This window comes from Dermatobacter hominis (assembly GCF_020715685.1).
Classification (GTDB): domain Bacteria; phylum Actinomycetota; class Acidimicrobiia; order Acidimicrobiales; family Microtrichaceae; genus Dermatobacter; species Dermatobacter hominis.
In genome coordinates, this window is the sequence record NZ_CP085840.1 from 777282 (window position 1) to 790790 (window position 13509).

Sequence of the window (13509 nt, forward strand, 5' to 3'; positions counted from 1 at the left end):
GCGCCGCAGCGCGGGTCAGATGACGCCGTCCTCCACGAGGGCGGCTCGCTCCTGCTCGTCCAGGCCCAGGAGCGAGCCGTAGACGTCGTCGTTGTCGGCGCCGAGGGCGGGGCCGAGGCGCCCCACCACGCCGGGCGTCGCGCTCATCCGGGCCACCGGCGCCTGGACCCGCACCGGGCCGAGGTCGTCGTCGTCGACGCGCACGAACGTCCCCCGGGCCGCCAGGTGCTCGTCGTCGAGCAGCTGGCGCCCGTCGTAGACCGGCGCGGCCGCGACGTCGGCGGCGAGGAACGTCGACATCGCCTCGTCGAGCGTGCGGGTCCGGACCCATGCCGCCACCAGGTCGTCGACCTCGGCGGCGCGCTCCTGGCGTCGGATCGGGTCGACGTAGTCGGGGTCCTCGGCCAGGTCGGTCCGGCCGATCGCCCGGTAGACGCGGACGGCGACGCTGGGCGAGGCGCTCGAGAGCGCGAGCCAGCGGTCGTCCGACGTGCGGTACGCGTTGCGCGGCGCGCTGGCGTCCAGGCGGTTGCCGGACCGGCGCGGGACGATGCCGAGCTGGTCGACGGCGAGCGTGTTCCACTCCATGAGCCGGGCCAGGGGCTCGACCAGGTTGACGTCGACGAGCTGGCCGCTGCCGCCACCGACGTCCCGGTGGTAGAGCGCGGCCACGACGGCGACCGCGGCGGCGAGCGACGCCACCCCGTCGGCGAGCATGAACGGCGGGAGCGTGGGCGGCCCGTCGGCCTGGCCGGTGAGGTGGGCGAACCCGCTCATCGCCTCGGCGAGCGTGCCGTAGCCCGGTCGGTCGGCCGCAGGGCCGCCGCCGCCGTACCCGCTCACGTGGCACATGACGACGTCGGGGTGCGCGGCGTGCACCGACTCCCAGTCGATGCCCCACCGGCGGAGCGCGCTCGGTCGGTTGCCGACGACGAGCACGTCGGCGACTCCGAGCAGGCGGTGGAACAGCCGCTGCCCGTCGTCCCGGCGGAGGTCGAGCGTGACGCAGCGCTTGCCCCGGGTGACGCTCTTCCACATCAGCCCGATGCCGTCCTTGCGGACGCCCCAGGTGCGCATGGGGTCGCCCGAGCCCGGCGGTTCGACCTTGATCACCTCGGCGCCGAACTCTCCGAGCTGGGTGCCGACCATCGGACCGGCCGCGAGCGTGGCGGCCTCGATCACCCGCACCCCCGACAGCGGTCCGCCGGCGCCCACGGTCGCGCTCAGCCCCGCGCCGCCGGGCGCTCCAGGCCGAGGTGGTCCCGCAGCGTCGTGCCCTCGTACCGCTCGCGGAACAGGCCGCGGCGCTGCAGCTCCGGCACCACCATCCGGACGACGTCCTCGTAGGCACCGGGCGTGTGGGTCGCGGCGATCACGAAGCCGTCGCACGCGCCGGTCGTGAACCACTCCTCCATCTGGTCGGCGACGTCCGCGCCGGTCCCGACGAACCGGGGTCCCTGCAGCAGCGTGGCGCGGTGGCCGGCGAGGTCGGCGAGGGTGACGCGATCGCCGATGTGCTGGCGCAGGTTCTGGACGAGGCCCCGGATGCCCGACACCGACTCGATCAGCTCGTCGGTGATCTCGGCGTCGAGCGGCAGCGTGGAGAAGTCGTGGTTCATCAGCTCCGACAGGAGCGTGAGCGACGCGGTGGGGTCGACGAGGTCGTTGAGGAACACCTGCTCGCGCTCCTCGGCCTGGGCCCGCGACTCGCCCACCACCGTGTACGCCATCGGCAGCATGCGCACGGCGTCGGGGTCGCGGCCGAGCTCGGCGATGCGATCCTTCTGGTCCTTGTAGTGCGTGCGGGCGATGTCGACGTCGGGATCCCCGGTGAAGATGAGCTCCGCCCAGCGCGCCGCGAAGTCGCGACCGCGGCCCGACGAGCCGGCCTGCAGGAGCACCGGTCGGCCCTGGGGGGTGCGCGGCACGGTGAGCGGACCCCTGACGTCGAACCACTCCCCGTGGTGGCCGAGCTCGTGGACCTTGTCGGGGTCGGCGAACGTGCCGCCGGCGCGGTCGAGGACCAGCGCGTCGTCGTCCCAGGTGTCCCACAGCCCGGTCGTGGCCTCGAGGAACTCGTCGGCGCGGTCGTAGCGGGCGTTGTGGTCGAGGATGGCGTCGACACCGAAGTTCTGCGCCTCCCCGTCGTTGACCGAGGTGACCACGTTCCACGCCGCCCGGCCACCGGTGAGGTGGTCGAGCGTCGCGAACGTCCGGGCCACGTGGTACGGCGAGTAGTAGGTGGTCGAGTACGTCGCGCCCAGGCCGATGCGCTCGGTCACGCCGGCGATCAGCCCGAGCACCACGCTGAGGTCGAGCTTCACCGGCCGTGCCCCCAACCGGACCGCCTCGGCCACCGACCCGCCGTAGATGCCGGGCATGGCGAGGCGGTCGTCGAAGAACATCATGTCGAAGCAGCCCTGCTCCAGGACCCGCCCGAGCTGCTGGTAGTAGCGCTGGTCGAGGAACCCGTGGTCGGTCGCGGGGTGGCGCCACGACCCCGAGTACACGGTCACGTTGCCGGCCTGCATGAAGGCGACGAGCGACATGGCCCCACGGGACGTGCCGGCACGGTCGGTCATGGTGGCTCCCTTCCGTCCCCTGCGGCCGCCCCGGGCGGCATCGCTGCGAGAACGCCGTTTCCGTCCTGGTAGAAGCACAGTAGCAGCACGGCGGGTCCGCTGCACCCGCGTTGTCGTCCTCGCCTACCGACGCTCTCCGCTCGCGATAACCTCGTTCTCCGCACCGGCGCAGGCGCGTCGCTGCGGAACCGGAGGACCCAGTGCCACGTCGTCGCGATCCCGGCCCACCCGTCCGACTGCGCGCCGCCCGCATGGTCGACGTCGACGCCGGCACGCTCGTCGAACCCGGCGACCTCCTGGTCGAGGCCGGGCGCATCGTCGACGTCAGCCCCGGCACCGTCCCCGACGGCACGGTCGAGGTCCACCTCGGCGACGTCACGCTGCTGCCCGGGCTCATGGACATGGAGGTGAACCTCGTCATGGGCGGCCCCGACCACGAGAGCCCCCTGGTCGCGGTGCAGGACGACCCGGCGGTGAAGCTGCTGCGGGCCGTCGCCAACTGCCGGCGGACGCTGCGCTCGGGCTTCACCACCGTGCGCAACCTGGGTCTGTTCGTGCAGACCGGCGGGATCCTCCTCGACGTCGCGCTGATGAAGGCGGTCGACCGGGGCTGGATCGACGGGCCCCGCATCGTGCCCGCCGGCCACGCCATCAGCCCGACCGGCGGCCACCTCGAGCCGACGATGTTCCAGGCCCTCGGGCCGCACGTCCTGCCGCTGACCGTCGAGGAGGGCGTGGCCGACGGCGTCGACCAGGTGCGGCGCGCGGTCCGCTACCAGATCAAGTACGGCGCACGGCTCATCAAGGTGTGCGCCTCCGGCGGGATCATGTCCCACACGGGTCCGGCGGGCGCGCAGCAGTACTCGCGGGAGGAGCTGGCGACCGTCGTCGACGAGGCCCACCGCGCCGGGCTGCGCGTCGCCGCTCACGCCCACGGCGACGACGGCATCCGGACCGCGATCGAGGTCGGCATCGACTGCATCGAGCACGGCTCGCTCATGTCCGAGGAGACCATGCAGATGATGATCGACGCCGGCACCTTCCTCGTCCCGACCACCTACCTCGCCGACGGGATGGACGTCTCGCGCGCCGCACCGGAGCTGCAGGCCAAGGCGGCCGAGGTGTTCCCGCAGGCCAAGCGCACGGTGAGCGCGGCGATCGAGCGGGGCGTCATGGTCGCGTGCGGCACCGATGCGCCCGCCATCCCCCACGGTCGCAACGCCAGGGAGCTGATCGCCCTGGTCGACCGCGGGATGACGCCGGCGCAGGCGCTCCGGGCCGCGACGACGGTCGCGGCCGACCTCATCGACGTCCAGGACCGCGGCCGGCTGGCGCCGGGCCTGCTGGCCGACGTGATCGCGGTCGAGGGCGATCCGCTCGCCGACATCACCGCCACCGAGCGCGTCCGGTTCGTGATGAAGGACGGCGTCACGTTCCGCGACGACACCGCGACCGGCTGAGCGGGCCGGGCGAGCGCCCCGGTGGGGTCGGGGCCGGGGCCGCCGAACGCCGACGGGCGTCGCGGAGCGACTAGGTCCGGGGTCCGACGCCGAGCCCGTCGAGCAGGAGCTCCCACAGGCCCTCGGCCGCCGGCTCGGCGGGGCGCACCGACGAGGCGCTGATCGTGTCGGCGAACGTGTTGAACATGACCGCCTGCAGCACGACGCCGGTGATCCGGCGGTGGTCGAGCCCCGGGCGGATCGACCCCGCCGCCGCCGCGTCGTCGAGCATGTCCTCGTACGCCGACACGAGCGGGGCGAACGCCTTGGCCGCCTCGTCGGGGTGCTTGGTCAGCAGCTGCTGGGCGAAATCGGCCATGACCGACGCGGCGTTCGCCGTGCCCTTGCCCCCGCCGCTCGGCCGGCAGATCCGGTAGTACTCGCTCGTGAAGAGGTGCAGCCGCTCGAGCGGGTCCTCGGTGCCCTCGACCCGGGCGACCACCTGCTCCGCGGCGCTGCGGACCGACTCCTCGAACATCGCCAGCAGCAGCTCGTGCTTGCCGGCGAAGTACTGGTAGAAGCTCCGCAGCGACTGGCCGGAGCGCTCCACGACCTCCTGCACCGTGAACTCGCGGTCCGGTGACGCCTGCATGAGCGCCATGGCGGCGTCGAGGAAGCGCTGCACCCGCTCCTCGGCCCGGGCCCGTGCCGGGTCGAGCGACCTCGCCACGGCCATCTCCCGCCAGGTCGCCGTCTCGGCCGCGCGCTCGTTCGCCATGGCGGCAAGGCTACCCACGCCGGGCGAGAGGACCGTTCTCGCCCACCGCTGACGCCGGCCGGACCCGGGTCACACGGCCGGTTCGACGACGACGTCCATCGATGCCGCCCCGCTGTCGGGGACACGGGGCTGGCGCCAGACCTCGACGGGGAACGAGGCGTTCACGAGCGAGTAGCACAGCCACAGCAGGCGCTCGGCGTCCTCGGGGAGGGCGTCGAGCCCGTACCCGTCGCAGTGCGCGATCGCGTCCTCGAGCCGCGGGAAGGCGGCGTCGTAGAACGCCTGGAGCTCGTCCATCGAGCTGGCCAGCCGCTTGGCGTAGCGCTCGGCCTCGGTGCGCAGCGCCCAGTCGGCGTACGGCTCGAGGTCGGCGAACTCGGGCGGCAGGACCGGGTCGGACTGCTGTGCTGGGTCGGACTGGGGGGCCGGGTCGGCGGTCGGGGTCGTCATCGTCGGTGCTCCTCCGGTCACGACGCGGCCGGGATCCGGACCGAGCTCACCGAGCGCTCGCGCGCCTGGAAGTCGGCGACGTGGTCGCGGGCGGTCTTGTGGAGGTGGCGCAGGAGCACCTCCTGGTCGTTCAGCGGGAACTCGGTGACCGCACGGGACTCGAGCATCGTCTGGGTCGCCTCGAGCGTGTTGCCGTCCTGCAGCGCGTACTCCTTGAACGTCACCGCGGCGAGCTCCTGCGCCAAGCGCTCCCGGGCGGTCGTCGGCGGCACGAAGTAGAGCGTCCCCTCGAAGATGTGCGTGCGGTGCGAGGTCGGCCAGTAGTGGTAGGTCAGGTACCAGTTGGGCGCCCACACCAGCAGCATGAAGTTCGGGAAGAACACGAAGCTGTCCACGCCCCAGGCGGGGCTGCGGGCCGGGTTGAGGCCGGGCGGCAGCTCGTCGAGCTCGAGGCCGATGTCGGGCCGGTCCCACGGGCCGAAGAGGCCGCTGCGGAGGACCCGCTCCACGGGCTTGACCATGCCGAGGTCCTTCGGCGGCGACATGCCGCCCCACGACGAGACCATGCCGTGCGGACCGTCGATCTCGTACGAGAGCGCCTCGTAGCCGTAGCCCGCGAGCTTGCGCGACTCCTCGGCGACCGCCTGCTTCGCGTGCAGGACGGGTGCGTGGTAGAACTCGGCGAAGGCGTCGATGAACAGCTTCCAGTTGCTCCCGACCTCGGCCCGGTACTTGTGCACCTGGGTCATGCGGTCGAAGGGGTAGCCGACGAGGCCGGCGCCGATCTCCCCCAGGTACTCGCTCGCCGAGGTCGTGTTGTCGGGGTCGAGGTTCACGAACACGAACCCCTCCCACACCTCGCACTGGACCGGGACCAGGCCGTAGTCGGCCTTGTCGAGGTCGAAGAACTCCTCCTCCTGCTGGACGAAGGTGAGGTCGCCCTCGAGGCCGTAGCGCCAGCCGTGGTACTTGCACGTGAACTGGCGGCACGTCCCGGAGGTCTCCTCCTTCGGGAAGTCGTTCCACACGAGCTTGTTGCCGCGGTGGCGGCAGATGTTGTGGAAGGCGCGGACGCCGCCGTCGGCGGTCCGCACCACGACGACCGACGTGCGGGCGGCGTCGATCTCCCGGGTGAAGTAGCTGCCGGTGCGGGGCAGCTGCTCGACCCGCCCCACGTTCAGCCACGTGCGGCGGAAGATCGCGTCGCGCTCCAGCTCGTAGTGCTCGGGCGAGATCGAGTCCTCGTAGGAGACCGGACCCGTCCCCAGCTCGGGGTGGGCCTCGGTCCAGCTCCCGTCGGCCGGCTTCGGGAAGTGTGCCATGCGCGTCGCTCCTGCCAGATCGGCGTACCCGGGCGACGGTAGCACACCTCTCGGCTGATGAGAACCGCGTTTCCGCCTTCGAACGCCACCGTCACCTCACGCTGTCTTCGTGGGTGCTGTCTCGTGGGGTGCTGTCCGGTGGGGGTGCTGGCCCGTGTGGGTGCTGAGCTGCGCTGCTGTTGCTTGCGCCGGCGCGGCCCGGGTCAGCCGTCGCGGCGGAGGTCGTCGTCGAGCTCGGTGCCGGCCGAGCGGATGAGCATGGCCAGCGTCTCGTACGCCCCCACCGTGAAGATCACGTCCATCAGCTGCGGCGCGTCGAGCGACGCGGCGAGCACCTCCCAGGTCGCGTCCGAGATGCGGGCATCCGCGACCAGCTCGTCGACGGCGCGCAGGAGCGCGGCCTCGAGAGGGTCCCAACCCGTTGCGTCGGGGCCCTCGGCCACCCGCGCCACCTCGTCGTCGCCGAGGCCGACGTCGACCGCGATCACGGCGTGCTGCGCCCACTCGTACTCGCAGTCCCGGACGACGGCCACGCGCAGCACGAGGAGCTCCCGCTGGCGCTGGGTGAGCGTCGTCCCGAACTGCACCTGCCCGTTGAACGTGTGGTACGCGGTCGTGAGGCGCGGGTGGTGGGCGAGCGTGCCCAGGATGTTGAGGCCCTTCGGCCGGTCGTCGCGCCGCGGTGGGAACGGGTGCGTGGGCGCCGGGGGGCGCAGCGCGGCCAGCGCGTCGCGCATGGCCGGGGGCCACTGCTCGGGCGGGATCGGGTCGAGTCGAGCCACGTCGTCCGCCGCGGCCTCAGCCCGCCGCCCCGAGCGCCCCGGACCGGAGGCGCTCGCGCAGGACGAACTTCTGGACCTTGCCCGAGGGCGTGCGTGGCATCTCCTCGACGACGTGGATCGACTCGGGCCACTTCTGCCGCGCGAGGCCGGCGCCGTCGAGGTGCGCCCGCACGGCGTCGAGCGACGGGGCGTCGTGGCCCGGCCGCAGGAGCACGACCACGGCGGCCCGCTCCCCCAGCCGGGCGTCCGGTGCGGCGACGACGCTGACCTCGGCGACGCCGTCGATGCCGGCGACCAGCTCCTCGACCTCGCGGGCGCTGATGTTCTCGCCGCCGCGGATGATCACGTCGGAGATCCGGTCCGTGATCGTCAGGTAGCCCTCGTCGTCCATCCGGCCGATGTCGCCGGTGTGGTACCAGCCGTCGTCGTCGACGGCCTGCGCCGTCAGCTCGGGGTCCGTGTAGCCGATGAACAGGTCGGGACCGCGGCTGAGGATCTGGCCGTCCTCGTCCAGACGCACCTCGACCGCCTGCAGCGCCCGGCCGTCGGTCCGGAGGCGCTTGTCCTCGGGCTCGTCGATCGTGCAGCCGGTGATCGACGGGTGCTCGGTGCTCCCGTAGGAGCGGAAGGTCGTGATGCCCAGGTCGCGGGCCCGCTCGGTGACCGCCTCGGGGACGGGCGATCCGCCCAGGCCGGCGAACGGCATGTGCCGGAGGTGCTCGGCGGTGAGGTCGGGGTGGTCGAGCAGGCTGGTGAGGAAGTACGTCGCCCCGCCCGACATGCCGAGGTCCTCGTCGATCATCAGGCGCAGCACCGTGCCGGGATCCCAGACGTCGAGCAGGTGGACGGGCCGCCACCGCAGCAGCGGCACGATGAACGCGTTGAGCATGCCGATGAAGTGCCCGACCGGCGCGCCCGTGATCGGGTCGGGGCCGCCGACCGGGAACATCGAGTCGAGCTGCCGGGCCTCGAAGCCGAGCGTGTCGTGGGAGTGGACGACGCCCTTCGGGTGCTGGGTGGTGCCCGAGGTGAACCCGATGAGCGCCGGCCCGGCGGGGTCGACGTCGGCCGGCTCCTCGAGCGGCGCGGCGTCGAGCACGTCGGCGAACGGCGTCGCCCCGGCCGGCAGCGAGGACGACGGGCCGTCGCCGACGACGATCCAGCTCGGCACCGGGTGGCGCTCGAGCACGTCGGCGTAGGTGGCGAGGTGGTCGACGTGGCCGAACGACTCGGCCGCCACGACCGCGGCCGGCTGCGTGACGCCGACGATGTGGTCGACCTCGCGAGCGCCGTAGAAGTGCACGACCGGCACGACGACGGCACCCAGGTAGAGCGCGCCCCAGAAGGCGATGCCGGCCTCGACCCAGTTGGGCAGCTGCACGACGACGACGTCGCCGGGGCCGACGCCGCGGGCCCGCAGCCCGGCCGCGAAGGCGCGCGCCGCCCGGTCCACGTCGGCGAAGGTCCCGCGCCACGGCCGCACCGCGGAGTGCACGGCGAAGGTGGCGTCGCCCATGCCGCCGAGGCCGTCGGCCACCACCCGACCGAGCGTCCGGCCCTGCCAGTGGCCCTCGCGGCGGTAGCCCGCCGCGAGCTCCTCGGGCACCGACCGCAGCCCCCAGCCCCGCTCCTGCACGTCCTGCACCGTCACGATGGCTGCCCCCTCATGCGCGCTGTCCCCCTCGGGTGCGACCGCTCGAGCACGGGCCACGGGCGTGCGGCCCGGGGTCGCGATCCCCGCGTCGACCGGCGAACCTAGTCCCGGGAGGACCCGCTGCCAACGGCGTTGCTGGATTGCGAGAACGCCATTATCGTCCGGCTCGTGGCCGTTCCAGCTCCAGCCGGGGACCGCCCGGTGCGGGACCACGGCTTCCACCGCGTGCCGGTCGCCCGCGTCGTGGCCGAGACCGAGGACGCCCGCTCGTTCGTCCTGGACGTACCACCCGAGCTGCGGCCCGGCTTCGCCTACCGGGCCGGGCAGTTCTGCACCTTCCGGGTGCACGTCGAGGGCGCCACCCACCTGCGCTGCTACTCGATGTCGTCGGCCCCGGAGGTCGACCCCGCCCTGACCGTGACCGTGAAGCGCGTCCCCGGCGGCGTCGTGTCCAACTGGCTGATCGACTCGGTCCGCCCCGGCGACGAGCTCGAGGTCACGTTCCCGGCGGGCGTCTTCCAGCTCGCCGGCTCCACCGGCGAGGTCGTCGGGTTCGCGGCCGGCAGCGGCATCACTCCGATCATCTCGCTCGTCCGCTCCGCGCTGGCGACGACCGGGCGGCACGTGCGGCTGCTCTACGCGAACCGCGACCGGGACGCGACGATCTTCGCCCGGGCGCTCGACGAGCTCGAGCGGTCGTCCGGGGGACGGCTCCGCGTGGAGCACCGCTGGGACGTCGAGCACGGGTTCGTCGACGCCGCCGCGGTGCGCACCTTCGTGCGTGGGACCGACGTCGATGCCGAGGTCTACGTCTGCGGTCCGACCCCGTTCATGGACGTGGTCGAGTCGACGCTGCTCGACGACGGCGTGGCGCGCGAGCGCATCCACATCGAGCGCTTCACGCCCGCCGGGGCGTCGGGCGCGGTCGACGGTGCCGTCGACACCGCGATCGGCGCGGACGAGGCCCCGGTCGGGCCGGCGACGGACGGGCCGGCGACGGACGGGCCGGCCGCCGAGCGGACGGTCCGGATCGAGGTCGAGGGGCGCTCGGGCGACACCGTCCACCACGAGGGGACGACGCTGCTCCAGACCGCCCGGGAGCTCGGGCTCGACCCGCCCTCGTCGTGCGAGTCGGGCAGCTGCGCCACCTGCATGGCGAGGCTGGTGGAGGGCACGGTGACCATGCACGTGAACGACGCGCTCACCGACGAGGAGGTCGCCGACGGGTGGGTGCTCACCTGCCAGTCGGTCCCCACGTCGGACCGGGTGCACGTCGTGTACGGCTACGACTGACACGAGGGGACGACGTGACGAGAGGGGACGACGTGGCGACGACCACGGACGACGTGATCGAGCTGACCCAGACGCTGGCGCGCTACGCCGTCGGCATGACGAAGGGCGACGTCGACGCCGTCGTCGACACCTTCACCCCCGACGGGACCTACCGGGCGTTCGGCGACACGTACGCGCTGTCCGACTTCCCCACCCTCGTGGCCGCCGCCCCGAAGGGCCTGTTCATGGTCGGGCCGCCCGCGCTGGCGCTCGACGGCGACGAGGGCTCGGGCGAGCAGCCGCTGTGCTTCGTGGACCAGACCGACCACGCGATGCGCATCGGCTGGTACACCGACACCTACCGCCGCACCGACGCGGGCTGGCGCATCCGGACCCGGTCGATGACCTTCCTCCGCCGCAGCGGCGCCCGCGACGGTGGCCGTCCGCACGACCCCACCCGCCCGGCGCCGAGCGCCTGATGGAGCTCGACGACTTCCGGGGGGCGCTCGACCGCTGGCTCGACGACGAGGCCGCCGCGCTGGCGCCCGGCCCCGGGGCCACCGCCACGATGGACGGCGAGATGGCGCAGCTCGCCAAGGTCAAGCGGCTCACGTTCGACGCCGGCTGGATGCGGTGGGGGTGGCCCGAGCGCGTCGGGGGCCTCGGCGGCTCGCCGCTGCTGCGCGGCTACCTCGGCGAGGCCGTGACGGCCCGGGGCCTGGTCGATCCCGGCCTGTACTCGATGACCGAGGTCCTCGCCCCGACCATGATCGACTACGCCCCGCCCGAGCTCGCCGCCGAGGCCGTCCCCCGGCTCCTGCGCGGCGACGAGACCTGGTGCCAGGGCTTCTCCGAACCGGGCACCGGGTCGAACCTGGCGGCGTTGTCCTGCCGCGCCACGCTGGTGCCGGGGGCGGGTGGCGACGTGTGGCGCGTCGACGGCCAGAAGGTCTGGACCAGCCTCGCCCAGTACGCGCAGCGGTGCGTCCTGCTGGTGCGGACCGGCACGGCCGAGGACGCGCACCGCGGGATCACGGCCCTTTTCGTCGACATGGACACCCCCGGCATCACGGTGCGGCCGATCCGGACGGTGCACGGGCGCGACGAGTTCAGCGAGGTCTTCTTCGACGGCGTCGAGGTGCCGCGGGACCGGCAGCTCGGCGAGCCCGGTCAGGGCTGGTCGGTCGCGATGGATCTCCTCCCGTACGAGCGCAGCACCGCGCTGTGGCACCGGGGCGCCTTCCTCCGCCGCCGCCTCGGCGACCTGGTGGCGACCGCACCGCCCGGGGCGCTCCACGCCGACGAGGTCGGCCGGGCGGTCGTGGACCTGTTCGCGCTGCGAGCGCGGTCGAGGGGCACCCTGCACCGCCTGGACGGCGGCGAGCAGCTCGGGGCCGAGACGTCGATCGACAAGATCATGCTGGCGACCTGCGAGCAGCAGGTGTTCGACCTGGCCGCGGACGCGCTCGCGGACCGGATCGCGCTGGGCGACGACGAGGACAGCGAGCACTGGCGATCCGAGTTCCTCTACTCGCGCGCCGCGACGATCTACGGCGGCAGCGCCGAGATCCAGCGCAACATCGTCGCCCGGCGCCTGCTCGACCTCGGGGCCGACCGATGACCGCGTCGCTCGACGCCACCGAGGTCGACATCCTCGCCACCGCCCTCCGCCAGGCCGCCGCCACGCGGACCGGGCCGGACCTCGACGCGGCGCTCGACGAGATCGGCTGGCTCGACGCCGTCGCCCTCGTGCCCCGGGCCGCGGTCGCGGCGCTGTTCGAGGCGCAGGGCGCGGCGGGGACGACCTCAGGGGCGCTCGGCCGCCTGCTGGCCGACGGGCTCGGGATCCCGCTCGAGCCGGGCGGCGTGCCGCTCCTGCCGGCGTTCGGCACCGCGCGCCCGCCCGCCGGGCGCCGTGACGGCACCGTGGACGTCGACGGCCTCGCCGACGCCTCGATCACCGCCGCGTCACGGGTGGTGCTGGTGGCCGCCGGCTCCGACGGCGCCCCGTCGTGGACGACGGTGCCGACCGGGTCGCTGGTGGCGCAGGAGGTGCGGGGGCTCGACCCCGACCTCCGCCTGGTCGCGATCGCCGCCGACGGACTGGCCGACCCCGGGGGCTGGCGGCCGGCCGGATCGTCGTGGGACGGGGCCGTGGCGACCGCTCGGCTCGCGCTCGGCCACGAGCTGGTCGGGACGATGCGCACCATGCTCGGCCAGGCCCGCCAGCACGCGCTCGACCGGGTCCAGTTCGACCGGCCGATCGCCGGGTTCCAGGCCGTGCGCCACCGGCTCGCCGAGGCGCTCGTCGCCGTCGAGGCGGCCGAGGCCGCGCTCGACGGGGCCTGGACCGACGGGTCGCCGCTCGCCGCCGCGATCGCCGGCGCCGCGTGCGGCCACGGCGCCCGGACCGTGCGCCGGCACTGCCAGCAGGTGCTGGCCGGGATCGGCTTCACCACCGAGCACGACCTCCACCGCTCCGTCCGTCGCTCCATCGTGCTCGACGGGCTGCTCGGCGACGCCCGCACGGTCACCGCCGAGGTCGGCGCCGCGGTCCTTGCCGGCCGGCGGCTCCCCGACCTGCTGCCGCTCTAGCCCGGGACCGGGACCTCGCCGCGCTCGATCCGCTCGAGCAGGTCGTGCACGAAGCGTCGGGCCTCGGCGTGGCCGGTCGTCAGGCCGAACGACGACTCGATCGACATGATCTGGGCCAGGCCGGTCATGGCCAGCAGCGCGACGGTCGGCGGGCAGACCTCGGGCGGGATGCCCAGCTCCTCGAAGCGGGCGGTGACCGCGTCGTGCTGCAGCCGCCGGAACCGGTCGCCGAACTCGGCGACCTCGGCGCGGATCGCCTTGCGGTGGTTGGCGAGGGCCGCGAACTCGAGGTTGAACCGGGCGCCGAGCGGGTTCGACGTCAGCTCCCAGATCGCCGTGAGGGACGCGTCCTCGGCGAGCGCCTGCCCGGCGCGCTCGAGGCCCTGCTCGGCCCGCCGCCGGAACACCTCGACGAACAGCTCGTCCATCGTACGGAAGTAGTAGTGGACGAGCTGCGGGCTCACCTCGGCCCGGGCGCCCAGCTTGCGCGACGTGACCGCGGCGTAGCCCTCCTCGAGCAGCATCTCCTCGGCCACGTCGAGGAGATGCGACCGGGTGGCGGAGTCCGTCGTGCCGATGCGGCGGTTCGAGGCCATCCCCACACGTTGCCACCCCCGCCGGGGCGATGCTAAGCA

13 protein-coding genes are annotated in these 13509 nt (G+C 73.7%); 5 read left to right on the forward strand and 8 right to left on the reverse strand.

Annotation, left to right across the window (positions count from 1 at the left end):
* Window positions 1–15 precede the first annotated feature (15 nt).
* Window positions 16–1215 carry a CaiB/BaiF CoA transferase family protein gene (locus LH044_RS03660; RefSeq protein WP_227758446.1) on the reverse strand — a complete coding sequence of 400 codons (1200 nt, stop codon included), beginning with the start codon at window positions 1213–1215 and terminating at the stop codon, window positions 16–18.
* Window positions 1216–1223: 8 nt separating this feature from the next.
* Window positions 1224–2582 (reverse strand): LLM class flavin-dependent oxidoreductase, encoded by a 1359-nt coding sequence (locus tag LH044_RS03665; RefSeq protein ID WP_227758447.1) that lies wholly within the window; start codon window positions 2580–2582, stop codon window positions 1224–1226.
* Window positions 2583–2833: 251 nt separating this feature from the next.
* Here LH044_RS03665 and LH044_RS03670 point away from each other — a divergent pair, with 251 nt between their 5' ends.
* The gene (locus LH044_RS03670; protein ID WP_227758448.1) at window positions 2834–4042 is read left to right on the forward strand and encodes a metal-dependent hydrolase family protein; all 1209 of its coding nucleotides are present in this window, start codon (window positions 2834–2836) and stop codon (window positions 4040–4042) included.
* Between the two features lie 70 nt (window positions 4043–4112).
* Here the strand turns inward: LH044_RS03670 and LH044_RS03675 are convergent, their stop codons facing one another.
* The 5 genes from LH044_RS03675 to LH044_RS03695 form a co-directional block, all read right to left on the reverse strand.
* Window positions 4113–4799 carry a TetR/AcrR family transcriptional regulator gene (locus tag LH044_RS03675; protein ID WP_227758449.1) on the reverse strand — a complete coding sequence of 229 codons (687 nt, stop codon included), beginning with the start codon at window positions 4797–4799 and terminating at the stop codon, window positions 4113–4115.
* 69 nt (window positions 4800–4868) lie between these two features.
* Window positions 4869–5249 carry a hypothetical protein gene (locus tag LH044_RS03680; RefSeq protein WP_227758450.1) on the reverse strand — a complete coding sequence of 127 codons (381 nt, stop codon included), beginning with the start codon at window positions 5247–5249 and terminating at the stop codon, window positions 4869–4871.
* 17 nt (window positions 5250–5266) lie between these two features.
* A complete protein-coding gene (locus LH044_RS03685) occupies window positions 5267–6571 on the reverse strand; it encodes an aromatic ring-hydroxylating oxygenase subunit alpha (RefSeq protein ID WP_227758451.1) in 1305 nt (434 codons plus the stop codon).
* Between the two features lie 203 nt (window positions 6572–6774).
* Window positions 6775–7353: a carboxymuconolactone decarboxylase family protein gene (locus LH044_RS03690; RefSeq protein WP_227758452.1), complete on the reverse strand. Its 579-nt coding sequence runs from the start codon at window positions 7351–7353 to the stop codon at window positions 6775–6777.
* 16 nt (window positions 7354–7369) lie between these two features.
* A complete protein-coding gene (locus LH044_RS03695; RefSeq protein WP_374210588.1) occupies window positions 7370–8968 on the reverse strand; it encodes an AMP-binding protein in 1599 nt (532 codons plus the stop codon).
* Between the two features lie 207 nt (window positions 8969–9175).
* Between LH044_RS03695 and LH044_RS03700 the strand changes: the two genes are divergently transcribed.
* Genes LH044_RS03700 through LH044_RS03715 form a run of 4 tightly spaced genes read left to right on the forward strand, consistent with a single transcriptional unit; the run spans window position 9176 to window position 12874 of the window.
* On the forward strand, window positions 9176–10300 hold the full coding sequence (locus tag LH044_RS03700) for a ferredoxin--NADP reductase (protein ID WP_227758454.1): 1125 nt from the start codon (window positions 9176–9178) through the stop codon (window positions 10298–10300).
* A 32-nt stretch (window positions 10301–10332) separates the two neighbouring features.
* Window positions 10333–10758 (forward strand): nuclear transport factor 2 family protein, encoded by a 426-nt coding sequence (locus LH044_RS03705; protein ID WP_227758455.1) that lies wholly within the window; start codon window positions 10333–10335, stop codon window positions 10756–10758.
* Window positions 10758–11900 carry an acyl-CoA dehydrogenase family protein gene (locus LH044_RS03710; RefSeq protein WP_227758456.1) on the forward strand — a complete coding sequence of 381 codons (1143 nt, stop codon included), beginning with the start codon at window positions 10758–10760 and terminating at the stop codon, window positions 11898–11900. Before LH044_RS03705 ends, LH044_RS03710 begins: the two co-directional genes overlap by 1 nt.
* Window positions 11897–12874: an acyl-CoA dehydrogenase family protein gene (locus LH044_RS03715; protein ID WP_227758457.1), complete on the forward strand. Its 978-nt coding sequence runs from the start codon at window positions 11897–11899 to the stop codon at window positions 12872–12874. Before LH044_RS03710 ends, LH044_RS03715 begins: the two co-directional genes overlap by 4 nt.
* Here the strand turns inward: LH044_RS03715 and LH044_RS03720 are convergent.
* The gene (locus LH044_RS03720; RefSeq protein ID WP_227758458.1) at window positions 12871–13470 is read right to left on the reverse strand and encodes a TetR/AcrR family transcriptional regulator; all 600 of its coding nucleotides are present in this window, start codon (window positions 13468–13470) and stop codon (window positions 12871–12873) included. The genes LH044_RS03715 and LH044_RS03720 overlap by 4 nt on opposite strands.
* Window positions 13471–13509 lie beyond the last annotated feature (39 nt).